Raw genomic sequence first — 22,675 nt, 5'->3', positions numbered from 1 at the left:
CTCACGGCCGGGACAACGCGGCTCCCGGGCAGCGGTTCCGGCAACCGCTGCCCGGGAGTCCGCGTCGGACCGCTGGGCCGGGTGGCGTCAGAGCCGGATCTTCCAGCTGGTGGTGGTTTTCAGCGTTCCGGCGATTTTCGGGTCTCGCGCCGAAGGCGTACGGTCCTCGGCGGTGATCGACAACTTGTGCGTGCGCAGGTCGAGCAGCCTTAGGGCCAGGTCCGACACCCGCACCTGAGTACGGCCCGCGAAGGGCTTCAACTCCCTGCCGTCCAGATACCAGCGGATCCTGAGCTGACGCCCGTCCGCTCCCGTCAGCCGGGGTACGGCGGCCTTCGCGGTGTCTCCCAGCCGGAGGGTGCGATCGGTGGGGGTGACCGCGGTGACGATCCGCGCATGGCGGTAGAAGCCGGCGATCATCGCCTCCACACCGGGCAGGTTGAAGGGCTTGCCGAGAGAACGCATCAGGGAGTCGTCGGTGGGCCGGTACAGCCCCGTGACGAAGTAGCCCCCGCCCTCGTATGTGCCGACCGTGCCGCCGTCGGGCGACTCCTCGCCGAGCCAGCGGTGCCACTTGGCGCGCTGCCCTGCCATGTCCCCGGCGGCCAGTGTGGAGATATTGGCTTCGTCGGGCTCGGGGCCCGTGTACTCCTCGTAGCCCGGGTAGCCGGCGTAGGAGTACTCGTCGGCGAGCTTGCCCAGCGAGTGGCCGGTCTCGTGGATGGCGACCTGGCCGGACTTCTCGTTGCCCGCCGAGGCGGTCGAGATGCCCTCGTAGCCGAGGGTCGCGCTCGGCTCGTTGTAGCCCGCGCCACCGTACTTGGCGCTGTTGGCGAGAACGAGCACCAAGTCGGCCTCGGGCGCTTTCGCCACGTACCCGTCGACCTTGTCCTGGTCGATGCACAGCAGTCGCTCGATGTCGTCGCACCAGAAATACGAACCCAGGGCGGTGTCCCGGACGACGGACGGAGTTGGGTCACCCGAGACGCCGGACTGGTTCGACACGGCGTCGACCGCCCAGACATTGAAGAGACCCTGGTACGTCGTGTACGGCTCGACCGCCGCGACCTCGGCCCATTTCTCCTTGGCGTCGGTGTGGAACTGGCCCAGCTCTGCGGCGGTATAGCCGTCCCCGACGACGACGATGTCCAGCCGGTCGGCGGTGGAGCCGTTGTCCACCAGCTTGGTGACCTCGCCGTCGGCGGCTTCCTCGGCCGCCGAGAGCCGGGGCGCGGGCCGGCTCCGGCCGTCGGCAGGTACGCGCGTGTGGCCGGATCCGGCGGCTGTGCCGTCTTCCGGCCCGGGTATCTCGACCTCCACCCCGGCCCTGCCGGGCGGCGCCGGATCCGCTGCCGCGCTGCCGGGTGCGGCGGCCAGTACGGCCGCGAGGGCCGCGGCCACGCCGACCGCCGCCATAACTCTGCGCCGTGCTGAACGCATGAAATCCTCCCCTGATGCGGAAGTTAAGCAGCTGAGTAAATGCAATGAACGAGATGCTTAAACTAGGCGGAGGTACAGGACGTGCGCAATCCCTACTGCCCCTGAATACTGGGGAGTTCGAGAACCAGGGGGTCCTCATGGACGAACCGGCCGAAATCGGCCGCCGGGTGCAGCGACTGCGTAACCAACGCGGCCTGACACAGCGGCAGTTGGCCGAACCCTCATACACTCCCGCGTACGTCTCGACACTGGAGTCCGGCAAGGTCCGGCCCTCAGAGACCGCGCTGCGCTTCCTCGCGGAGCGGCTCGGCACGTCGTTCGAGGAGCTGGCCACCGGACGCCCCGCGCATCTGGCCACCGAGCTGCGGCTCGCCCTCACCGACGCCCAGCAGCAGCTCGCCACCGGCTCCGCCGACGAGGCCGCCGTCAGCTACCGGCGTCTCCTCACCGACGCGGAACACCTCGACCTCGCTCCCGAGCAGGCCGAGGCGCTGCTCGGACTCGGCGACTGCGCGCTGGAAACGGGTGAACTGGCCAACGCAGGACGTCACTTCGAGGCGGCGGAGCGGCTCCTGGCCGGTGAACCGCTGCCCCGCCGCGCCCGCGCGATCCGGGGCCGCGCCATCGCGCACCTCCTGGCCGGGGAGCTGCGCTACGCCTGCTATCTCCTCGAGTCCACCATCGCCGAGCTGGGCGCAAGCGGACTGGCCGACCCCGAGGCGCTGGTACTGCTGTACGCCGCTGTCATCGGCCCATACATCGACATGGGCGCCCACGCCCGCGCCGCACACGCCGCCGAACTCGCCCTGGCCCTGGCGCCGCAGGTCAACGACCCGGCACTGGTGGCGAGCATGCACCGGCAGGTGGCCCGTACGTTCCTCGCCGAAGGACGCACGGCCGACGCCGACGCCTCGCTCGCCAAGGCCCAGACGATCTACCGGCAGCTGAGGCTGGGGACCGATCTCGCGCACTGCCACTGGATGCGCGGCTACGTCCAGGCTCAGAACGGCGAACTCGACGTGGCCGAGAAGGAGTTGCGCACCGCCCGGGACATGCTGGCCGCCAGGCGTGCCGTGCTCTACACCGCCCAGGTGGAGGTGGAGCTGGCCGATGTACTGCGGCGGCTCGGGCGACACGACGAGGCGGCCGGCCTGCTCTCGGCGCTACTGGAACTCGGCGACCAGCACGGCGCGGTGCACGCGGGCGGCGCGCACCGGCTGCTCGGGCTGATCGCCGAGGAGCGGGGGGAGGCCGAGGCCGCCGAGGAGCACTACGTCCTGGCGCTGGCTCTGCTGGAGCGCAGCGGGGCCAGCGGTGACCTGGCCGACCTGTGCCGTCTGCTGGGCGACCTACTGCGCCGCAGCGGCCGCACCGAAGCCGCCCTGGACGCGTACCGGACGGGACTGGGCCACCGGGCAGCCCCCGGCACGACAACCCTGGGACCGGCCCCGGCGGCTCCGACAATCCCGTAGCGCTGAGTGCAGTCCACGACCGCTCGTATGCACCCGCAACTCCTGCTCCACGTCACCCTCCGCCGCCCGGCAGGGGCTCACCCGCGTAACGGGCCACCCCCTCATCGCGCAGGCGGCGGGCGCGTAACACCAGCTCCAGCTTGAAGCGCCGGTCCGGATCGTCCACCTCGTCGCCCAGCAGTGCGCGGATCTGGCGTAATCGGTAGCGCACGGTCTGCGGATGGACGCCGAGTCGTGCCGCGACCTCGGGGGCGCCGCCACGTGTTTCCAGCCAGGCGAGCAGCGTCTCGACCAGTCGTCGGCTGTGCGCCGGGGCGCACTGGTCGAGCGGCGCCAGGCAGCGACGGGCCAGGTCCTCGATCAGTTCCTCGGGCGGCAGCAGGACCAGCGCCTCGGTGTGCTCCGTGCACTGCAGGACCTGGCCGGCCGGGAGCAGCCCGCGTTCCATCAGGCGTACGGCGGCGCAGGCCCAGTGCAGCGATTTGGCCGCATCGGCGAGCGGAACCGGCGGTCCCATCGCGCCGGACCAGCCCGTCATCGCGCGCTCCAGGAGTTCCGGCCGGCCTGCCGCGTCCGGCTCGGGGACGACCATGCGCGGCTGCTCGTACTCCATGTCCAGCAGCACATCCTGACCCACGGCCGGGGCGACGGACTCCGGGGCCGGTCGCAGCAGTACTCCGACGGCGACCTGTTCGGGCAGCGGCCAGCCGATGCGCTCGGCATGCTCGGCGAGGGCGTCGGCGGGCTTCGTGCGGTGCTCACTGAGCAGCAGGCTGATCAACCGCTGCTGCAGCCGGAGCCGTTCACCGGCCTCGCGGGCGGCGGCCTCGACGTAGCCGCGTACGGACTGTGCGACGAGCCCGTCGAGATACTCGAATCCCGACTCCACCAGCTCGTACATGGCCGGCGGCGGGATCTCTACCTGCTGACCGATCTCGGCGAGGCGACGCCACGCGAGCCGCACGCCGAGCCGGTAGATGGCCTGGAGCGAGTCCAGGCTGCGGCCGTGCAGCACTTCGCCGCGGCCGAACTCCTGGAAGACCTCCAGCTGACGCCCGTGCGGCCGGTCCTCCTCCACCACGAGGTGGTCCACGAAGTCCTCCAACGCCCTGCGGATGCCGATCAGCGCCATGGGCTCGCCCGAGTCGTCGACGACGAGCGGCAGGCCGGGGAACTCCTTGCGGATCTCGACCAGGATGACCTGGGCGAGTGCGGGCACCTCGGCCATGGCCAGGGCTGCGAATCTACGTGCCCGCAGGCGGGGTACTTCCCGCCAGGCCGTGCGCACGGGCATGGCTTCCTCCCTCGCTGCTGGTCGGCTACGGCTGCGGGGACGCTGTCGGCCGACCCGTCTCGAACGAGACGAGGGGCACATTGGGCTGCTCGGGCGTGACATTCAGAGCGGCAACGATGCCGAAGGCAGCCCCCACGGCGAGGACGGCGGCGGCCATGGCGGTCAGCACGGCAGCGGTGAGTCTGTGCATGGTCCAGCGAGCCTTTCGGTCGGAAGGCACCCCGCCCCACGGCCCCGGCTCGGCGATTGCCCAGTCTGTGAGGGGCATTGACACTCCGTCAAGAGGGCGCTTACGGTCCCGGCCCGTACAGACGCGCACCGTCCTGAATCCACCATCGGCCCGGGAGTGCCCCCCATGCGTCGTACCGCTTCGCCGTTGTCGCTGGTCCTGTTGGGTGTCGGCGTCTTTCTGCTCGTACTGGCTCCGATGCTCGCCCGCTACGTGGAACCACGCGCCGAACGCACCCCGACCGATGTCGATGTCACCACGGTGTTCACCGGCACCGGCGAGTATTTCGACACCACCAACGTCAGACCCGTCCGGGACAAACCGATCACCATCACCCGGCGGGTGCTGGGCGATGTCGCCGCGAGCGAGCGCAGCGGGCGGGCGGTGTGGGACGTGTCCACAGCCATCGACACGCCGGACACGCTGGCCTTCCGCGACCCGCGCAGGTCCTACCAGTGGACGCTGGAGCGCTGGGTGACCGACCGCAGGACCAACGCTCCGGTGCACTGCTGCGGGGAGACGCCGGAGTATCAGGGCGAGGCCTACCTCAAGTTCCCCTTCGACGTGCAGAAGCGCGGTTACCTCTGGTGGGACAACACGCTCGGAGCCACCGTGCGGCTGGAGTTCAAGGGCACCAGGAAGGTCGCGGGCTACGAGGGTTATCGGTTCACCGGATCCGTGAACGACACCCGGACCGGCACCCGCCAGGTACCGGGGCGGCTGGTCGGCCTGCCGAAGCAGAGCCAGGTCCATGCCGAGGAGTGGTACGCCAACAAGGGCATCGAGCTCGTCGTCGACCGGCGGACCGGCCGCATCATGAACGCGAGGATCGCTCCCCGCAAGACACTGCGCGCCCCCGGTGCCGACGAGGCGAAGGTGGTTCTGCTGGACAGCGCGGGGCTGGAGTTCACCCAGGACACCCAGCGCGAGATGGTGGCGCTGGCGAAGTCGGACAGCGGCAGACTGCGGGCGCTGGGTGACATCGCGCCGATTGGCGCAGGAGCGGCCGGGCTCGTGCTGGCAGCCGCCGGGGTCGTACTCGTCGTGCGCGGCAGGGTACGCCCGAATCCCTAGCAATGCGCACAATGTGACGCGGTGTCAGCTCAACAGCAGGCCAAATTTGTCACCGCCGTGAGTAGCGGCATCGAACAGCCGGGCGGACACTACCAACCCCACCCCACCCCGCCCCAGGCCGCTCGTGCCCCCAACGCCCCCCACCGTCCCGCACCTCAAGGCGAGTTGGAGCTCGAATGCCCCAGCACGTACCCCCCATGTTGCGCGCGCCACTACCCCACCACCGGCCGAAGTCTCCGGAGCACGAACCTTCTTCCGGCCCTCCTCCGCATCCGCGCCGGATCGTCTTCCTCGCCCGCCGCGACCTCGGCAACCCGGCCGCCGGCGGCTCCGAACTGCTGATCGACCGTATCGCCGACGGGCTCACCGCCCACGGCCACCAGGTCACGCTCCTGTGCGGCGGTCCCGCCGCCTTCCGCGACTACCGCGTGGTCTCGGCCGGCGGGGACGCCGGACACTTCCTGCGCGCCCGCCGCGCCTTCGAACGGCAGGTCGGTGACTGCGACCTGTTCGTCGAGGTGTGCAACGGCATGCCGTACCTCGCCCCGCTGTGGCACCGCGGGCCTACGCTCTGCCTGGTCAACCATGTGCACACCGACATCTGGACCGAGCGTTTCCCCGGCCCCGCCGCTCGGCTCGGCCGACGGCTCGAGCGCTGGGCACTGACTCGCGCCCACAGCGGCAACCTGCTGGTCGCCGTCTCACCTTCCACGGCCGACGCGCTCCAGGGCCTCGGTGTCCCGCGCGAGCGGATCCGGCTCGTCCACAACGGTGTCGAGGATCCGGGCCCGCTCGCCCCCAAATCGGCGGAGCCGCTGTTCCTCGCCGTGGGACGCCTCGTCGAGTACAAGCGGATCGAGCTGTTGCTGCGTCTGTGGGAGAGGGTCAGACCGGTCACCGCAGGCCGACTCGTCATCGTCGGTGACGGGCCGGAACGCGCCCGGCTCGAGGCTCTCGCCGGGCCCGGCGTGACCTTCACCGGCCGGGTCTCGGAGGCCGAGAAGCACCGGCTGCTGTGCGCGGCCTGGGTGTTGCTGCATCCCTCGCTCGTCGAGGGATGGGGGCTGGTGGTGACCGAGGCGGCGGCCCGGTCCACGCCCGCCATCGGCTTCGACGTGCCCGGACTCAGAGACTCGATCGACGACGGCGTCACCGGTGTGCTGGCCCGCGGCGAGAGTTCGTTCGCCGCGGCCTGGTGCACGCTGGCGCTCAGCCCCGAGCGGCGCGAGGCGCTCGGCCGGGCGGCCGGGCAGCGGGCGGCGCACTTCCGCTGGGGCGCCACGGTCCGGCAGTTCCGGGCGGCGGCCGCGGAGGCCGCGCCACGGCGGATGGACCGGCCGTGAAGGACCCCTCCATCCGCAGGTCCCTCACTCTCTTCCGGGCGTTCATGGGCGAGCAGTCCGATCCGGACCGGTGTTACACCCTGCTCGCCCATGACGCGGCCGACCAGCTCGAGCGGCAGATGCCCCTGCGCGACCGGCTGGTGGTGGATGTGGGCGGCGGACGCGGCCACTTCACCGAGGAGTTCCGGCGGCGCGGAGCACAGAGCTTTCTCTTCGAGCCCGACCTGCGGGAACTGGGCGCGCGGGGCATCCTCCCCGCGGGCTCGGTGGTCGCCGACGGCTATCTGCTGCCCCTGGCCGACGGCGTCGCCGACATCTGCTTCTCCTCCAATGTGCTGGAACATGTCGCCGACCCGCAGACCTTCCTCAGCGAACTGATCCGCGTCACCCGGCGGGGCGGGCTGATCTACGTCTCGTTCACCAACTGGCTCTCCCCCTGGGGCGGTCACGAGTGGGCACCCTGGCACTACCTGGGCGCGGACCGCGCCCGCGCCCGGTACCTGAGACGGACCGGGCGCCCCGCCAAGCACGCCCTCGGCGAGAACCTGTTCGCGATCCATATCGGTCCGACCCTGCGTCAGGTACGTGCCCGCGAGGACGTGTCCCTCGTCACTGCCCGCTCGCGGTACTGGCCGTTCCTCGCGCAGGCCGTCACCCGCGTCCCGGGCCTGCGCGAGATCGCCACCTGGAACCTCCTCCTCATCCTCCGGCGCCGAACAGAAACGGCAGCAGCGATGGACAGCCCACTGCGAGCCACCCGTGGCTGAGACGACGTTGACCCTCCCCCCGAGCCGGCCCGGCCGGCCCCGGCCCACCGTGCCGCCCCCGCCGCCGGGCGACGGGCCGCGCCGCAGATCGTGGCTGCTGGCCTTCTGGGCTGCGGTCCTTGTCGCGTTCCTCTCCGTGTCACCGGGCAGGATGACGTTCGAGACCAAGCTCGGAGTGGTCGCCGACCCATGGAGGTTCATCGGCGACCTCGGGGAGCTGTGGCAGAGCCGCGCCGGATTCGGCGGGCTCGCCAACCAGTACGCGGGATACGCCTTCCCGACCCTCCCGTACTACGCACTCACCGACCTCGCGCACATCCCGGTGTGGCTGGCCGAGCGGCTGTGGCTCTCGCTGATCGTGGCCACCGCGTTCTGGGGCGCACTGCGGCTCGCCGAGCGCCTGGTCATCGGCAGCGCACGGACCCGGCTGCTGGGCGCCGTCGGCTACGCACTGTGGCCCACCTACACCATCGTCGTCGGCTCCACATCGGCGGCCGCGCTCCCCGGCGCGCTGTTCCCGTGGGTACTGCTGCCGCTCACCGGGACCCGCACCCCACGGGTGGCCGCGGCCACGTCCGCGTTGCTCATCCCCTTCATGGGCGGAGTCAACGCGGCATCGACACTCGCCGCGCTGCTGCCCGTGGGGCTCTATCTGCTCAGCCGCCCGGCAGGTCCTCGCAAGCGCGCCCTGATCGCCTGGTGGGTTCCCGGTGTGGTGCTCGCCACCGCCTGGTGGGTGGTCCCACTGCTGCTGCTCGGCGTCTACGGCGACGACTTCATGCCGTACGTCGAACAGGCCGACACCACCACCGGCACGATGTCGGCGACCGAACTGCTGCGCGGCGCCGGCAACTGGGTCGCCTACCTCCACTTCGGCGAAGCCTGGCTGCCCGCCGGCTGGACCGTGGCGACCGCGACGATCACCATCCTCTGCTCGGCGCTCGCCGCCGCGCTGGGGCTCGCGGGCCTGGCCCGGCGCGATCTGCCCGAGCGCCGCTGGCTGCTGCTCACCGTGCTGGCTGTCGTCCTGATCGCCCTGGCCGGATACGCCGGTTCCCTCGGCGCCCCCTTCCACGACACGGTTCGGGACTGGCTGAACGGGCCGCTGCGGCCCTTCCGGAGTATCTACAAGTTCCAACCCGGGCTCGCTCTCGCCCTCGCCTTCGGGCTGATGCACCTGGTGGCGACGGCAAGCGAGAGCCACGGGGCCCGGCCGTTCCCCGCCCGGCGCCACGCCCCCCTCATCGCCGCGCTCCTGGTCCTGCCGGGCCTGGCCTGGCCGTATGTGAACGGGACGGTCCTGCAGCCGGGCGCCTTCAAGGAGCTGCCCGGCCAGTGGACGAAGGCCGCCGACTGGCTGGCGAAGAACTCCCCCGACAGCCGCGCTCTCGTCGTCCCCGCCACCGCCCACGGCCTCTACACCTGGGGCTCGCCCATCGACCAGCCCTTCGACGTACTCGCCGACACCCGCTGGGCGCAGCGCGACTTCGTGCCCTTCGGTACGCCCGGATCCCGGCGTGCCATGGACGCGGTGGAGCAGGCACTCATGAGCGGCAGTGAAGTGCCGGGCCTGCGCGACTACTTGTCACGCGCCGGCCTCTACTTCGTCGTCGTGCGCAACGACCTCGACCCGGACCAGATCGGATACGTCCCGCCGATCACTGTGAAGCGCACCCTGGAAGCCTCCGGCTACCGGAGGGTCACCGGATTCAACCCGGTACTCACCGGCGGCCGGATCCCCAGCGGCACACCGTTGCAGGTCCAGGGCATCTTCCCGCGGATGCAGGCCGTCGAGATCTATGAGCCCGCCGGCAACACCCGGCGGCCAGGACAGGTCGGCCTGCAGGCGGTCGCCGACACCGCCGTGGTCAGCGGCGGCCCCGAAACGCTGCTGCAACTGTCCGCCGATCCGCGCCTGCGGAGCAGGCCCACCGTGCTCACCGGGGACAATCACCCCGGGCTCGGCACGCCTGCCGCGCAGTACGTCGCGGACGGGCTGCGCCGCGCCGACACCCGCTTCGGACTGGTCAACAGCAACACCTCGTACACCTACACCGAGGACGAACGGAACCCCAGCGGGAGCCTGCAGGACCCGGGCCGGCAACCGCGGCAGATCCTGCCGACGAAGGGCACCGGGCATCAGACGACGGCCGTCCTGCGGGGCGCCGCCTCGGTGACCGCCTCCAGCAGCGGCAACTGGCTGTTCCATCTGCCGCAGTACGACCCGGTGAACGCCTTCGACGGCAACCCCCAGACCGCGTGGGCCGAGGGCAGTGCGGGAAACGCCGCAGGCCAGTGGCTCCGTATCGGCTTCTCCTCGCCCACCGGCATCCCCGCCTCGCTTCAGCTCACCCCGCTGCCCGGCGACGGAATGCGGGCCGCCCCCACACTCGTACGGGTCGAGACCGACCAGGGCTTCGAGGACAGCCCGCTGGCACCGAACGGAAGCCCGCAGCCGGTCAAGGCGCCGGCGGGGCAGGCCAAGTGGCTGAAGATCACCGTCCTGGCGGCCCAGTCCCCCAAGGCCGGACTGGGCGGCGCGGGCTTCAGCGAGGTCGCCGTCCCCGGCGTCCAGGTGACCCGGCTGCTCCGGCTTCCCACCGACGCGCACGACAACGAGGCCCGGGCCGAGGTCTTCTCGCTCCATCGCGGCAGCGACCCGGGCGGCCTCTCGCCGGTCTCGGCCGAAGAGGGACTGCACCGCCGGTTCGGCGTCGGCCGGGGCGGAGACTTCGCCGTCACGGCCAAGGCGCTGCCGGTGCCGGGCGAGGCGTTGGACCGGCTGGTCACCGGTGCCGATCCGCGGCAGGGGCGGCGGATCACGGCGACCGCCGACTCGACCAGCCGGCTCGGGAACGGCCTCAGCCCGCGCAATCTCGTCGACGAGGACCTGACCACCGCATGGATCGCCGGCGACCGGCCGGTCATTCATCTGCGCTGGCCCGGCCGGAAGACCATCGACGAGATCGTCCTCGCGGCCGCGGGCGGACTCTCCACCCGGCCCGAGCAGATACTGATCAGCACCCCGAACGGCGCCGTGACGGCCGGCGTCGACGAGAACGGCCTGGCCCGCTTCGAGCCGATCACCACGGACCGGCTCGACATCACCATCAGCCGGGCCGCGCCGCTGACCGTCCACAACCCCGTCGCCGACAACCCGATGCAATTGCCGGTGGGCCTCAGCGAGGTCTACATTCCGGCACTCGCCGACCTGCGCACACCACCGCCGGCCTCGCGCTCAAGGTTCTCCGTGCCGTGCGGCGAGGGTCCGCCCCTCGCCGTCGACGGCACGCTGCACGCGACGAGCGCGTCCGGAACGGTGCGCGATCTGACCGAGCGCCGGCCCGTCGATGTCACGCTCTGCCATACACCGGAGGGCACTCTTCCGCTGGGCCGAGGACTGCACCAGGTGGAGGCGGGCGACGAAGGTCCCCTCGCGCTCACCGACATCACACTGACCCGCGGCGAGGTCCGCCCGCCCGCCATGAGCAAACAGCGGACGGCGACCGCGGCCGACTGGCGCGGCGACCGGCGGTCCGTGACCGTCGGCGCGGGCGAGGCCGGCTACCTCCAGATGTACGAAAACGCCAACGACGGCTGGAAAGCCACCCTGAACGGCAAGAAGCTGATCCCGTTGCGGATCGACGGCTGGCAGCAGGCCTGGCTGATCCCCGCAGGCGCGGGCGGCACGGTCGAGCTCGAGTACGAACCCGTGCTGCTCTACGACATCGGGATGATCGGCGGCGCGGTGGCGGTGGCGCTGCTGGCGGGTCTCGCGCTGGTACGCCGCCGGGGCGGCAACCCGGCTTCCGTGGCGAAGGCCCCACCGGCGCCCGGATGGGTTCTGGGCTGCGTCGCGCTGACCCTGGTGGTCGCGGTCGTGGCGGGTCCCTTCGCGCTGATCGTCCCCGCGCTGGCGGTAGTTGCCCGCCTGCGGCACTCCCTGCTGGTGCCGATCGCACTGGTGGCGATGGCCGGCGCCGGTATCGCGGCCGCGACCGGGGCGGGCGATCCGGTCTCCGCCGGCCGGGGCGCGTTCGGCCCGGCGGCCCAACTGCTGGCGCTCATCGCGCTGTGCGCGGCCGTGGTCACCGTGGACCGGCGGGTACGGGCGACTCCTGCCTCCGCGGCACCGGACCCGCAGCCCCTGCCCCAACGGGTGCGGTCCGCAAACGGCCCTGCCGGGCGCCCCGTTCCTGGCCCTGCGCCCAACGCTGAACCGCCCGGCAACGTGGCGCTCAACCAAAGGGAGACTCCGCCGAGATGACCGCCCTGCAACCCGCCAGGCCCGGGCGGCCGCCCGAGCCCGCTCCGGACCGGATTCCGTTTCCGGTCGTCGACGAGATCTCCCGGCACTGTCTGCGCGAGGAGGAGCCCGAGACCGTACACATAGAGGTGCACCTGCCCCGGCAGCCGGATCCGGAGCGGCTTCGGGCCGCGTTCGGCGAGGCCTTGCGCCGGCACCCGCGGATTCTGGTGCGCGAGGCTCCCGGCCCCTGGTACCGGCGGCGCTACGAATGGGAGCTGACGGGTACCCCGGACGTGGATCCGGTCGGCTTCCCGGAGCCGGGGCCCGGTGCGCTGGAGCAGGCCAGGGCCAGAGCGCTGGCCGAGGCTCCGCCGCTGTCCGTCTCCCCACCCGTCCGGTTGGAGGTGGTGAGGCCGTCGTCGACGGGCAGTTCCTGTGTGCTGCTGTTGACGGTCAACCACACCGCCCTGGACGGGCCCGCCTGTCTGCGCGTGCTGGCCACTGCCGCCGAGTTGTACGGCGGCGCCGCCGTCTTCCCGACCTCCCCCGTACGCAATCCCGTCGGCTCGACGGGGCGGCCGGGGCCACCGCCGCCCGGCCGCGCGGGCGGGCCGGCCCGGCCCGGCCGTGTGGCACCGGCTACCAATGCCCGGGGGTCAGCCGGCGGAAACGGACTGCTGCTGGCCGAGCTGCCGGTGCCGCGCCGACCGGCCGGGGCCGGCTACACCGTCAACGACCAACTCCTCGTCACCACCTGCCTGATGATCGCCCGCTGGAACCGGCTGCACGACGCCCCGCCCCGGCCGATGCGTATCACCATGCCCGTCGACGACCGGCCCCGCGGCGCCGAGATGCCCATCGGAAACGGCACCCGTCTCGTGGAGGTCGGATTCGGGGCGCAGGAGTGCGCGCCGGAGCCCGGCCCAAAGGCTCTCGCCGCCCTGCTGCACCGTACCGCGGAACGCACCCGCGCCCTGAAGTCTGCGCCCCGCCCCCAACTCGGCCACGCCGCAGCCCTCCTCACCGCACCCGCCCTGCCCGTGGGGATGCGGGCCGCCCTGACCCGAGGCCTTCGGCGGGCTGCCGCTCCCTGGACCTCGACGACGCTGCTCAGCAACATCGGGCGCATTCCGTACCCGCTGGACTTCGCGGAGGCGGGCCGGGCGGAGGCCGTCTGGTTCTCGGCTCCCGCCGCGATGCCGCGCGGGCTGACCGTGACGACCGCCAGCACGGGAGGACGGCTGCATCTGGCGCTGCGCTGGTCGCGCGCTCTCCTCGACGACGCGGCAGGACAACGGCTGTGCGACTTCTTCAAGGAGTATCTGGCCGCCATGGCGGATCTGCCGGCCGATTCAGGAGGTGACGGGTCATGACGGGAACTCTCCCCGCGGGACTGCGCGAGTTCTACGAGAACCCGGCCGTCCCCGTCGCCTCCGGAGATGAGCGCAGCCGGCGCCAGGCGGTGATGCTGGCCCGAGTGCTGCCCCCCGAGCCCTCCCTCGTCGTCGACGTCGGCTGCGGCGACGGCTCCGCGGCGGCCACCGCGGGTCCGCTCCTTGGCGATCACCGGATCGTCGGTATCGACTGGTCCCAGGACGCGCTGCGCCGGGCCGCCACCCGGATGAACCATGTCGTGCGGGGTGAACTGACGTCGGGCGGGCTGCCGTTGGCCGACGCGAGTGCCGACGCCGTGCTCTTCAGCGAGGTGATCGAGCATCTGGTGGATCCCGACAGCGCCATGGACGAACTGCGCCGCATCCTCAAACCGGGTGGCCATCTGATGCTCTCCACTCCGAACCTGGCCGCCTGGTACAACCGGGTGCTGCTGGCCGTCGGGGTGCAGCCCGTGTTCTCGGAGGTCAGCCTGCGCGGCATTCACGGCCGCCCGGGATCCCAAGTGGTGGGCCACCTACGCCTGTTCACCGCCCGCGCCCTGCGGGGATTCCTCACCGCCACGGGCTTCGAGGTGGTCACCCTGGCCGGCGCGCCCTTCCACGGTGTCCCGCGCGCCCTGCGCCCGGTCGACCGGGCCGCCTGTGCCGCGCCATCCCTGGCCTCCATCCTCCTGGTGCACGCCAGGCGGGTGTAGAGCCATGTGGTGGGGGGTGGCATCGGCTCTGCTGGCCAACGTCTTCTACAGCACAGGCTTCGTACTCGAGAAGCGGGCGCTGTCCCGCCTGCCGCGACTGAACACGGGACAGCCGGCCCGAGTCGTACGGTTGCTCATCGGCAGCCCGTTGTGGCTCGGCGGTTCGCTCGCGCTCGCCGCCGGCTTCGCGGCACAGCTGGCCGTCTACCGCACGCTTCCCATCGCGGCCGCGCAGGGCATCTTCGTCTCCGGTCTCGTGCTGCTGCTTCTGCTTTCCTCGGTCGTGCTGGGCGAGCGCCCCAGCGGCCGCGAGCGACGTGGCGTGGTCGTGATCACCCTCGCCCTGCTGATGGTCGTGGCCTCCCTCCAGCGCTCCGACGCCGTGGGCGGGCATGCCTCGGCCCGCCGTGTCCTGCTGATCTGCCTGCCCGCGCTCGCAGCGGGGCTGTGGCTGTACCGGTCCGTGGAACGCCGGACCCGCCGCCGTCACCGGCTGCCGACCGCCGGCGTCGAATACGGTGTCGCTGTCGGCCTGTTGTACGGCGTCAGCTCGCTCGCCATCAAGGGCGTCTCCGGTCATCTGACGACCCGCGGTATCGGAGACACGGTCCTCGCCCTGCTGAGGTCCCCCTATCCGTACATCCTGCTCTTCACCTCGGTCACCGGCCTGATCCTGTCCCAGACCGCGCTGCAGCGCTGCCGGGCATCTCTGATCGTGCCCGTCTGCACCACCGTCACGTGTCTGTTCACGGCCGCGCTCGGCACTTTCGTCTTCGGCGAGTCCCTGCCGGGAGACCCGCTGCGGCTCGCCCTGCGACTCGGCGGCACCGTACTCGCCGTCTCCGTCCTGCTGATGCTTCCGCGCCATGACGAACCCCCCACCCCGGCAAAGGAGTTGGCTCATGAAGCCTGACGATCCCCTGCTCCGGATCATCGTCTGCCCGATCGACAAGGGGCAGCTGACGCTGCTCCTGCCCGAGGAGATCCTCTACAACCCGCGGCTGCACCGGCGCTATCCGATCATCGATGGAATACCGCAACTGCTGCCCTCCTCCGGTGCCCGGGTGCCCGACGAGGAGCACGAGCGGATCCTCAGACGAATCGGTCCCTGACATTCGCCGCCGACGGCGGCTGTACCCCTTCCTGAGTCGCCGGCGACGGGTGGGGTGTGACCCCGCGGGCCTCATCCGCAGATGCTGCCGGCCCTCCTGGCCCGCGACAGCGGCGACGAGGCGGGAGCCACAGCACTGGCACATGCGATCGCCCGCTGGGCGGCAGCACTCGGCGCCGTACACATCGAGGCCCAGGCCATCGGCTTCCTGGCCGGCGCCGACCCGACCGCACCACCCGAGAATCACTCTTGACCGCCTCGGCTGCCGCTCCGCCCCTCGCCACCCAGGCGGTCAGCGCCGCCTGCCCGCCCGGCCGTCGCTCGACGCCACCGGGGACGGCGTGCGACTTCACCACACGTGTGCTGCTCTTGATGGAGTGGAGACCCGCGACACTGCCCGGGCCCGCCCGCCTGCGGGCCCGGCCCACAGGCGGTCTCCGCGCAGGAGCGGAGACGGGCGGTGAGAAGGAGGAGCCATGTCCCACACGACGAAAGCGTCCCGGCACCTGAGCGGTATGCGGAACGCTCGCTACGGCGAGGTCCTTCTCATCTCGCCGGGCGAGGACGGTCATCTCAAGGCCGCCGTCTACAACACCTTCGGCCTCAACGACTGTCCGCCTGAGCAGTGGAACGCGCTCGACCCCCGTGCGCTGGCGGAACAATTCCAGGTGCCGATGGTGTTCCTGAACGGACCCCGCTTCTGGACGATCGACGAGGTCACGACGTTCCAGTGGGGGGACACCGCGATGTTCGACGGCCTGGAGGCCCGCTGGGTGGCCGAGGTCCGCATCCCCGCGGAGATCGACCTCACCGGGGCGACGGCCAGGAAGTTCTACGTCGATTCCACGGTGAAACGGGACACCGAGTACGTCCTGTCCAGTGGCAAGCCGGTGCACGAGCTGATCGCCCCGGGCGACCGCACATACGTCCTACAGGCGTACTCCCACACCGTGGACGACAGCCAGACGATGGAATCTCTGGCCACGCTCGGTCGGCGGCTGCGACTCCCGCAAGGCTGGCGGTACCGGGTCCACACCCCGGAAAACGACCTTCTCGTACGGACGGTCGCGGGAGATGCCCACGTCGTGCAGGACGAGCTGGAGAACACCTACATGCTCCTCGCCCACTGAGCTCCGCGCGCCCCAGCGCTGTTCCGAGGTGGCCCACCTGCACTGCTGCCTGCGGCGTGCGGCAGGATGACAGGTCGCGCCGAGTGGATTCCGTACGACCCGACGCGACCGCACAACCGCCCTCCCAGACTGCACAGGTGGCATGGTGACGACACATCACATCCGGCTCACAGCGGCAACCCCCGCCGTCCGTACTCTTCCCCGTGCAACGGGAGGAAAGCGGTGAACCGGGACCTCACACTGCACGACGTGATCGTCGCCGGAATCGCGGTGGCCGCAGGCATCGCGGCCGCCCTGGTGCTGCTCGTGATCCTGAAATGGCTCGGCGAACGGGCCGGCAGAACGCGTTGGAGCGGCGACGACATCCTTGTTGACGCCCTGCGGGCACTGGCCCCCTGGGCAGCGATCACCGGCGGCGTGGCGGTCGCGGCGTCGGTGCTGCCACTGAACGCCGGGGTCGGACGCAACGTCACCATGACGCTCACCGCCGTGCTCATCATGGCCGCGACCCTCACGGCCGCGAGGATCGTCGCCGGGATGGTGCAGGCCGTGGCGCAGTCCAGGTCCGGTGTCGCCGGGTCGGCCACCATATTCGTGAACATCACGCGCGTCGTGGTGCTGGCCATGGGCTTCCTTGTCGTACTGGAGACCCTGGGCGTCTCCATCGCCCCGCTGCTCACCGCGCTGGGCGTGGGAGGTCTGGCAGTCGCCCTGGCCTTGCAGGACACTCTGGCCAACCTCTTCGCGGGAGTGCACATCCTCGCTTCCCGAACGGTGCAGCCCGGTGACTACATCAGGCTCAGCAGCGGCGAGGAGGGCTATGTCGTCGACATCAACTGGCGCAACACCGTGGTGCGCCAGCTCTCCAGCAACCTGGTGATCATCCCCAACACGAAGCTGTCCGGCACCAACATGACCAACTTCCACCGGCCGGACCAGCAGATGACGCTCAACGTCCAGGTGGGAGTCGGCTACGACAGCGACCTGGACCATGTCGAGCGGGTCACCACCGAGGTCGTCGAGAGCGTGATGGCGGACATCGCCGGCGCCCTGCCCGACCATGAACCGGCCGTTCGTTTCCACACGTTCGGCGACTCCAGGATCGGCTTCACGGTGATCCTGGGGGTCGGCGAGTTCAGTGACCAGTACCGGATCAAGCATGAGTTCATCAAGCGTCTGCACCGCCGCTACCGTGCCGAGGGCATCAGCATCCCCGCTCCGACGCGGACCATTGCCGTGCAGCAGGGAGAGTTGCCGATTCCCCACCAGCGCTCCGCCGAGGAGCCGATGACCGCACCGACACATCGGGTCCCCGCGGTGTGACGACCGGGGGCAGGACGCATTCCTGTGTCACCCGTCCATATGCGCGGCTGACCGTCCCGCCTTGCTGAGCCGCACCACGTCCCCTGCCCTGCCGCCCGCGAGGACATCGATCCGGGCTCCGGTGTCCGGATCGGTGAAGGTCCGGCCGGGCGCGTATGCGGCCATGTCCAGCTGGGTGCAACCAGTGGGCGGAGTGGCGGTCGGGTTGGCGTTGATGATCCTTACCGGTCCCTCGCCGGTCCGGGCGGCGGAATCGACCTTGTAGATGAGGACGCCGGTGGAGCAGGCGCCCTGGTCGTTGCCCTCGGCGCGGCGGGACTCGGCGACGTACGCCGTGGTCTCGCCGGTGCGCAGTACGGCGATCTTGGTCCCGCCGGGGCGCTCCACCGGGGTCAGCCGTACCGTGCGGCGTCCGGGGCCGGGCAGGCAGGAGACCTGGTTGTCGCGGGTCCAGCCGAGCTTCCACGAGTGCCAGCCGAGGTACTGCGGGGCGGGTCCTGCGATGTTGCCCATGACGTCCCAGCCGCCGGCGTACTGGTGGGTGGAGCCGGTGAAAGAATACAGGTCCGGGAGGCCGAAGGTGTGACCGGTCTCGTGGGCGGCGACCTTGTACACCAGCGCCACATGTCCTGCCCGAAGGTGACCGCCCACTTGAGGCGGGTGCCGTCGGCGGTGACACCGGGCGTGGTCGGGTCGTAGAGGTAGGTCGGGGAGAAGGAGATCGCGGCCGCTGCCTTCGTGGGAACGACATACACCATGTCGTACGCGGCGAGGTCCGCGTGGGGGTCGGCGGCGGTGATCGCGTCGCGGACGTACTTCTCGTGGGTCTCGAAGGTGAGGCCGCGCGCGAATCCGTACGAGGTGGAGTCCGCGGGCATCCGAATCCAGCGGTGCAACGAGCTGATGGCGAGCCGGGAGCGGCCGTAGCCGGCTCTGCTCATCCAGTCGGCGGCCGGGGCGAGTTGGGCGGCGTACGCGTCCGTGGAGTCCGTGGCCTGCGCGTCGGGGAAGTCCACGAACAGGGTCAGGACGCGGTGGGTGCCGGTGGAGCGCTGGAACTGGGTCCGATCGGTGTTGTGGCCCTCGTCGGTCCAGCCGGTCTTGCCGGGAAGGGCACAATCAGCGGCCGGAGCAAACGAATTGGGCGTTGTGGCAGCGGTGGCCGTGGTCGCGGCGGCGAGACCGGAGACGAGGGCGAATACCGCGGTGAGCGGCCGCAGGCGGGTCGGCAGGGCGGACATGTCTCTCCCATTGGGGGCGTTGGTGACAGGCGGAAGCGGAGGGGAAGGACGGCAGAGGATGGGGTTACGCGCGGTCTGCGGCCAGGTCCATCAGGCGGGCCAGCACACGGCCGCCAGAGGCGGTGACGCCATCGTGCTCCCATTCATTGGTGATCCAGGCGCGGGTGGCACCGACCTCGCACGCGGTGCGCAGGGAGAGTGCGGCGTCCACATACATGTCGTCGTGGTAGACGATCGCGGCGAGGGGAACCTGGTTGACGGCGAGGCGGTGGGGGTCGTACAGCGGCGGCCAGTCGGCGCGTTCGGCCAGCAGGTCGGCGGCGTCCGCGAAGGGGCGCAGACCCGTGATGTCGCGGAACATCCACGGGTAGATCATTTCTCCGGTGAGGAGAAGGGGATCCGCGTCCTCGGCGAATTCAGGGAGGTCCGCGAGCGCCCGCGAAGCGGCCCAGCCGCTCGAAGCCGCGCCCTGACCGTAGAGCGTCTCCTGCATCACGGCGAACAGCGGATTGTCGGTGAAGCCGGTGAGGGCCATCACCTGATGGAGGAAGGTGTCGGTCAACTCGCCATCTCCGTCCAGGGATTCATCGAGCAGCCAATGGAGCCGTTCGAAGCCGTCGCCCATGCCGAGGGCGAGTCCGAGGGTGCGCAGACGGCGGGTGGTGAGGCGGTCTCCATTGGGCAGGTGGACCTCGGTGGTCGCGAGGAGATCGGCGATCTTGCGGAGGCGGGGGGCGTCGTCGGGGTAGCGGGCGTAGAAGTCCATAACGCGGTCCCGCACCCGCGGGTAGGTGCGGGCGTACACGTCGTCGGCGGTGGCGGTGAGACCGGGCAGACCACCGGTCACGTAGCAGGCCCGCAGGCCCTCGGGCGCCTGGGAGAGGTAGGTGAGGGTGATGAAGCCGCCGTAGCTCTGACCGAGTGTCTCCCAGGGCTGTCCATCGCAGAGCTGACGACGAATCAGTTCCGCGTCGGCAACCACGGCGTCCGCACGAAAATGTCCGAGATAAGCGGCGAGTTGGGCGTGTGATGCGAAGCGGGCGGCGGACCGGGCGGTGACGGGGGTGGAGCGGCCGGTGCCGCGCTGGTCCAGCAGGAGCACCCGGTGGGTCTTGAGCGCCTGGGGCAGCCAGCTCGGTGAACCGGCCGACGGACGGGGTGATTTGCCGCCCGGGCCGCCCTGCAGGTAGAGCAGCCAGGGAAGTCGCTCGCCGACGCGGGCCGGGTCGGCGACCTCACGGGCGAAGACCTGGATGTCCGGCCCATTGGGGGCGGAGTGGTCCAGGGGGACGGTGAAGACATGGTCGACGGTCGCGTACGCGGGGTTCATGGATCCCTTTCACAGCCCAGGAGCTGCGGTGTGAAGTGTGACATTGCATGGCTCAGCATGGTGCGGCCGACCGTCGGCGGGGAGCCCCCAAGTCCGCATAACTCCACGTTATGGAGGGCCGTGCCGCCCGAGTCAGCCGTGGCCCGCCTCGGCCAGGGCTGCCTCCTCGTTGACCTGGGCGACCCGTAACCCCTTGTCACGTTGTTTTCACAGGTGACAGGGTGTACGTGCGGCTCGAGGTGTAGAACTCCAAGGCCGCGTGACCCTGTTCGCGCGGCCCGTGGCTCGATGCCTTGGCGCCGCCGAAAGGCAGGTGGAAGTCCACGCCGGTGGACGGGGCGTTGATCCGGGTCATCCCGGTGTCGAGCTGATCCAGTCCGTTGAGGGCCGTGTCCAGGTCCGCGGTGTGGACCGAGGTGACCAGGCCGTACGGGACCGAGTTGGTGATCCGTACCGCGTGGGCGAGGTCGTCGGCGGGCAGCAGGGCCGCGATGGGCCCGAAGACCTCCTCGCGCAGCAGCCGGTGGCCCGGGGACACCTTCTCTACCAGGGTCGGGGCCGCGTACCAGCCGGGAAGGTCGGGCACGGTTCCACCCGCGAGTACCGAGAGCCCGCCCCAGGCACTGCTGACCTGATCGCGAGCATGTTCGTTGATGAGGGGTCCGCACACGATGGACGGGTCGGCCGGGTCGCCGACCGGGACGGTCCGCAGCGCCTCGGAGAGTGCCTCGCGCAGGGGATCGAGGGCCGCACCGACCGCGATCACGCGGCTGGTGGCGGTGCATTTCTGGCCCGCGTATCCGGCGATCGCGGCGGCGATGTGGACCGCGGCCCGCTCGATGTCGGCGTCCGGAAGGACGAGGGCCGCGTTCAGGCCGCCCATCTCCGCCTGGACCGGGATGCCGCGGGCCGTGGCGGCACGTGCGACTGCCCGGCCGACGGTTGTCGAGCCGGTGAAGGAGACGACGTCGGCGGCGGCGACGAGGGCGTTGCCCTCGTTCGCCCCGCCGGGAAGCACGGTGAACACCCCGGCCGGCAGGCTCTGTTCGACGATCTCGGCCAGGCGCTGGGCACATGCTGTCGCTTCCGGAGCGGGCTTGAGGACGACCGCGTTGCCCACGGCGAGTGCCGGGGCAGCCTTCCAGCTCGGGATGGCGAAGGGGAAGTTCCAGGGTGTGATGAGGCCCGCGACGCCGTGCGGGCGCCGGCGGGTGAGGAGGAGTCCGGGGCCGGCGGCGGGTTCGTGGACGGCGCCGGTGGGTTCGTACGGGGCCTGGGCGTAATAACGCCAGATCGCGGCAGTCCGCGCGACCTCGGCCCGGGCCTCGGCGAGCGGCTTGCCCACCTCGCGCACGGCGAGTCCGGCAAGCTCGTCCGCGGCGGCCTCGATGCCGGTGGCGACCGCGGTGAGCGCCGCCGAACGGGCGGCCGCACCACCGATCAGCCAGCCGGGTTGGGCGGCGCGGGCCCGCTCGACGGCATCAACCACCTTGAACCCACCGGGAGTCGGGATGCTGACGAGTACGTCGGTGGGGTCGGCCGGGTTGTGGGAGACGAGGCTGGTCATAGGAGGAAACCTTCGGGGAGGGGGTCGTGGAAGACATGTCGCGTACACATGCGGGGCTCCCTTGGTCAGTGGTGACCGTCGGCGACGGCCTTCTCGGTGGCGGCCCGGACTCCGGCCTCGATCTCCCCTGTGAGAGGGAAGCGCGGCGGGCGAGTGGGGCCACCGCGGCGGCCGACGATGTCCATGGACAGCTTGATGGACTGGACGAACTCCGTCTTCGAATCCCAGCGCAGCAGCGAGTGCAGGGACTTGTAGAGCGGCACGGCGGTGTCCAGGTCACCGGTGACAGCGGCGTTGTACAGCTCGGCGCAACTGGCGGGGAAGGCGTTGGGGTAGCCGGCGATCCAGCCGACCGCACCGGCCACGGCGAGTTCGAGCAGGACGTCGTCCGCACCGATCAGCAGGTCGAGTTCCGGGGCGAGTTCGGCGATCTCGTACGCGCGCCGTACATCACCGGTGAACTCCTTGACCGCGACGATGTGCCCGTCGCCGTGCAGCTTGGACAGCAGCCCGGGCGTCAGATCCACCTTGGTGTCGATGGGATTGTTGTACGCGACGACCGGCACCCCCGCCTTGGCGGCCTCGGCATAGTGGGCGCGGACGGCCTGCTCGTCGGCCCGGTAGGCGTTCGCGGGCAGCAGGAGGACCGAGCCACAGCCGGCTTCGGCCGCCTGCTCCGCCCAGCCGCGGGCCTCGGCGCTGCCGTAGGCGGCGACACCGGGCATGACCCGGGCCCCGTCGCCCGCCGCCTCAACGGCGGTAAGGACCACGCGGGCCCGCTCCTCGTCGGTGAGGGTCTGGTACTCGCCGAGCGAACCGTTCGGCACGACGCCGTCGCAGCCGTTCTCGATCAGCCAGGCGACATGCTCGGCGTACGCGTCGTAGTCGACGGACAGGTCGTCTCGCAGGGGCAGCGCGGTGGCGACCATGATCCCGCGCCAGGGACGGGTGCTGTTCCAGTTGGTGGCGGTCATGTCAGTAGCCTCTCTATAATGTGTGACATTTTATAGATGTGT

At 70.9% G+C, this 22,675-nt stretch carries 20 protein-coding genes; 12 read left to right on the top strand and 8 right to left on the bottom strand.

Annotated features, from left to right (window positions below; translation table 11 throughout):
• Positions 1-87: 87 nt before the first annotated feature.
• Positions 88-1,440, bottom strand: coding sequence for a M64 family metallopeptidase (locus tag OG735_RS36985; protein WP_327327510.1), 1,353 nt, complete (start codon positions 1,438-1,440; stop codon positions 88-90).
• Between the two features lie 137 nt (positions 1,441-1,577).
• Between OG735_RS36985 and OG735_RS36980 the strand changes: the two genes are divergently transcribed.
• Positions 1,578-2,912: a helix-turn-helix domain-containing protein gene (locus OG735_RS36980; protein WP_327327509.1), complete on the top strand. Its 1,335-nt coding sequence runs from the start codon at positions 1,578-1,580 to the stop codon at positions 2,910-2,912.
• Positions 2,913-2,964: 52 nt separating this feature from the next.
• Here the strand turns inward: OG735_RS36980 and OG735_RS36975 are convergent, their stop codons facing one another.
• Both OG735_RS36975 and OG735_RS36970 read right to left on the bottom strand, forming a co-directional pair.
• Positions 2,965-4,206 carry a PucR family transcriptional regulator gene (locus tag OG735_RS36975; RefSeq protein ID WP_327327508.1) on the bottom strand — a complete coding sequence of 414 codons (1,242 nt, stop codon included), beginning with the start codon at positions 4,204-4,206 and terminating at the stop codon, positions 2,965-2,967.
• 25 nt (positions 4,207-4,231) lie between these two features.
• Positions 4,232-4,474, bottom strand: a complete 243-nt coding sequence (locus OG735_RS36970) for a hypothetical protein (protein ID WP_327328656.1) — start codon at positions 4,472-4,474, stop codon at positions 4,232-4,234.
• Between the two features lie 87 nt (positions 4,475-4,561).
• Between OG735_RS36970 and OG735_RS36965 the strand changes: the two genes are divergently transcribed.
• The 11 genes from OG735_RS36965 to OG735_RS36915 all read left to right on the top strand — a co-directional run bounded on the left by OG735_RS36965 (position 4,562) and on the right by OG735_RS36915 (position 17,521).
• Positions 4,562-5,509, top strand: coding sequence for a DUF3068 domain-containing protein (locus OG735_RS36965; protein ID WP_327327507.1), 948 nt, complete (start codon positions 4,562-4,564; stop codon positions 5,507-5,509).
• 176 nt (positions 5,510-5,685) lie between these two features.
• Positions 5,686-6,852: a glycosyltransferase family 4 protein gene (locus OG735_RS36960; RefSeq protein ID WP_327327506.1), complete on the top strand. Its 1,167-nt coding sequence runs from the start codon at positions 5,686-5,688 to the stop codon at positions 6,850-6,852.
• Complete coding sequence (locus OG735_RS36955) at positions 6,849-7,619, top strand: class I SAM-dependent methyltransferase (RefSeq protein ID WP_327327505.1); 771 nt, start codon at positions 6,849-6,851, stop codon at positions 7,617-7,619. Before OG735_RS36960 ends, OG735_RS36955 begins: the two co-directional genes overlap by 4 nt.
• Positions 7,612-11,886, top strand: a complete 4,275-nt coding sequence (locus OG735_RS36950) for an alpha-(1->3)-arabinofuranosyltransferase domain-containing protein (protein ID WP_442812550.1) — start codon at positions 7,612-7,614, stop codon at positions 11,884-11,886. Before OG735_RS36955 ends, OG735_RS36950 begins: the two co-directional genes overlap by 8 nt.
• The gene (locus OG735_RS36945; protein WP_327327504.1) at positions 11,883-13,241 is read left to right on the top strand and encodes a condensation protein; all 1,359 of its coding nucleotides are present in this window, start codon (positions 11,883-11,885) and stop codon (positions 13,239-13,241) included. The genes OG735_RS36950 and OG735_RS36945 overlap by 4 nt, the downstream gene beginning before the upstream one ends.
• Positions 13,238-13,957 carry a class I SAM-dependent methyltransferase gene (locus OG735_RS36940; protein ID WP_327327503.1) on the top strand — a complete coding sequence of 240 codons (720 nt, stop codon included), beginning with the start codon at positions 13,238-13,240 and terminating at the stop codon, positions 13,955-13,957. The genes OG735_RS36945 and OG735_RS36940 overlap by 4 nt, the downstream gene beginning before the upstream one ends.
• A gap of 4 nt (positions 13,958-13,961) precedes the next feature.
• Entirely contained in the window at positions 13,962-14,870 is a 909-nt protein-coding gene (locus OG735_RS36935; protein ID WP_327327502.1) for a DMT family transporter, read from the top strand.
• The gene (locus OG735_RS36930; protein ID WP_327327501.1) at positions 14,860-15,069 is read left to right on the top strand and encodes a Trm112 family protein; all 210 of its coding nucleotides are present in this window, start codon (positions 14,860-14,862) and stop codon (positions 15,067-15,069) included. Before OG735_RS36935 ends, OG735_RS36930 begins: the two co-directional genes overlap by 11 nt.
• Before the next feature lie 81 nt (positions 15,070-15,150).
• Positions 15,151-15,321 (top strand): hypothetical protein, encoded by a 171-nt coding sequence (locus OG735_RS36925; protein ID WP_327327500.1) that lies wholly within the window; start codon positions 15,151-15,153, stop codon positions 15,319-15,321.
• Between the two features lie 223 nt (positions 15,322-15,544).
• Positions 15,545-16,198, top strand: a complete 654-nt coding sequence (locus OG735_RS36920) for a hypothetical protein (protein ID WP_327327499.1) — start codon at positions 15,545-15,547, stop codon at positions 16,196-16,198.
• A gap of 222 nt (positions 16,199-16,420) precedes the next feature.
• Entirely contained in the window at positions 16,421-17,521 is a 1,101-nt protein-coding gene (locus tag OG735_RS36915) for a mechanosensitive ion channel family protein (protein WP_327327498.1), read from the top strand.
• Between the two features lie 27 nt (positions 17,522-17,548).
• Here OG735_RS36915 and OG735_RS36910 read toward each other — a convergent pair whose 3' ends face one another.
• The 5 genes from OG735_RS36910 to OG735_RS36890 all read right to left on the bottom strand — a co-directional run bounded on the left by OG735_RS36910 (position 17,549) and on the right by OG735_RS36890 (position 22,633).
• Complete coding sequence (locus tag OG735_RS36910; protein WP_327327497.1) at positions 17,549-17,908, bottom strand: hypothetical protein; 360 nt, start codon at positions 17,906-17,908, stop codon at positions 17,549-17,551.
• Between the two features lie 5 nt (positions 17,909-17,913).
• Entirely contained in the window at positions 17,914-18,762 is an 849-nt protein-coding gene (locus tag OG735_RS36905) for a hypothetical protein (RefSeq protein ID WP_327327496.1), read from the bottom strand.
• A gap of 64 nt (positions 18,763-18,826) precedes the next feature.
• A complete protein-coding gene (locus tag OG735_RS36900; RefSeq protein ID WP_327327495.1) occupies positions 18,827-20,092 on the bottom strand; it encodes an alpha/beta fold hydrolase in 1,266 nt (421 codons plus the stop codon).
• A gap of 196 nt (positions 20,093-20,288) precedes the next feature.
• Positions 20,289-21,659, bottom strand: coding sequence for an aldehyde dehydrogenase family protein (locus OG735_RS36895; protein WP_327327494.1), 1,371 nt, complete (start codon positions 21,657-21,659; stop codon positions 20,289-20,291).
• 65 nt (positions 21,660-21,724) lie between these two features.
• Entirely contained in the window at positions 21,725-22,633 is a 909-nt protein-coding gene (locus tag OG735_RS36890; protein WP_327327493.1) for a dihydrodipicolinate synthase family protein, read from the bottom strand.
• Positions 22,634-22,675: the final 42 nt, after the last annotated feature.

Source organism: Streptomyces sp. NBC_01210, from assembly GCF_036010325.1.
Classification (GTDB): Bacteria; Actinomycetota; Actinomycetes; order Streptomycetales; family Streptomycetaceae; genus Streptomyces.
The sequence above is the reverse complement of the archived record's forward strand: the minus strand, read 5'-3'. Positions and strand labels throughout refer to the sequence as shown.

What these genes read in the sequence shown, in the direction of transcription:
- OG735_RS36895 (WP_327327494.1), bottom strand. Translation starts at nt 21,659, where the DNA reads ATGACCAGCCTCGTCTCCCACAACCCGGCCGACCCCACCGACGTACTC.
- OG735_RS36965 (WP_327327507.1), top strand. Translation starts at nt 4,562, where the DNA reads ATGCGTCGTACCGCTTCGCCGTTGTCGCTGGTCCTGTTGGGTGTCGGC.
- OG735_RS36980 (WP_327327509.1), top strand. Translation starts at nt 1,578, where the DNA reads ATGGACGAACCGGCCGAAATCGGCCGCCGGGTGCAGCGACTGCGTAAC.
- OG735_RS36975 (WP_327327508.1), bottom strand. Translation starts at nt 4,206, where the DNA reads ATGCCCGTGCGCACGGCCTGGCGGGAAGTACCCCGCCTGCGGGCACGT.
- OG735_RS36985 (WP_327327510.1), bottom strand. Translation starts at nt 1,440, where the DNA reads ATGCGTTCAGCACGGCGCAGAGTTATGGCGGCGGTCGGCGTGGCCGCG.
- OG735_RS36930 (WP_327327501.1), top strand. Translation starts at nt 14,860, where the DNA reads ATGAAGCCTGACGATCCCCTGCTCCGGATCATCGTCTGCCCGATCGAC.
- OG735_RS36905 (WP_327327496.1), bottom strand. Translation starts at nt 18,762, where the DNA reads ATGTCCGCCCTGCCGACCCGCCTGCGGCCGCTCACCGCGGTATTCGCC.
- OG735_RS36940 (WP_327327503.1), top strand. Translation starts at nt 13,238, where the DNA reads ATGACGGGAACTCTCCCCGCGGGACTGCGCGAGTTCTACGAGAACCCG.
- OG735_RS36890 (WP_327327493.1), bottom strand. Translation starts at nt 22,633, where the DNA reads ATGACCGCCACCAACTGGAACAGCACCCGTCCCTGGCGCGGGATCATG.
- OG735_RS36945 (WP_327327504.1), top strand. Translation starts at nt 11,883, where the DNA reads ATGACCGCCCTGCAACCCGCCAGGCCCGGGCGGCCGCCCGAGCCCGCT.
- OG735_RS36935 (WP_327327502.1), top strand. Translation starts at nt 13,962, where the DNA reads ATGTGGTGGGGGGTGGCATCGGCTCTGCTGGCCAACGTCTTCTACAGC.
- OG735_RS36925 (WP_327327500.1), top strand. Translation starts at nt 15,151, where the DNA reads ATGCTGCCGGCCCTCCTGGCCCGCGACAGCGGCGACGAGGCGGGAGCC.
- OG735_RS36970 (WP_327328656.1), bottom strand. Translation starts at nt 4,474, where the DNA reads ATGCCCCTCACAGACTGGGCAATCGCCGAGCCGGGGCCGTGGGGCGGG.
- OG735_RS36900 (WP_327327495.1), bottom strand. Translation starts at nt 20,092, where the DNA reads ATGAACCCCGCGTACGCGACCGTCGACCATGTCTTCACCGTCCCCCTG.
- OG735_RS36920 (WP_327327499.1), top strand. Translation starts at nt 15,545, where the DNA reads ATGTCCCACACGACGAAAGCGTCCCGGCACCTGAGCGGTATGCGGAAC.
- OG735_RS36960 (WP_327327506.1), top strand. Translation starts at nt 5,686, where the DNA reads ATGCCCCAGCACGTACCCCCCATGTTGCGCGCGCCACTACCCCACCAC.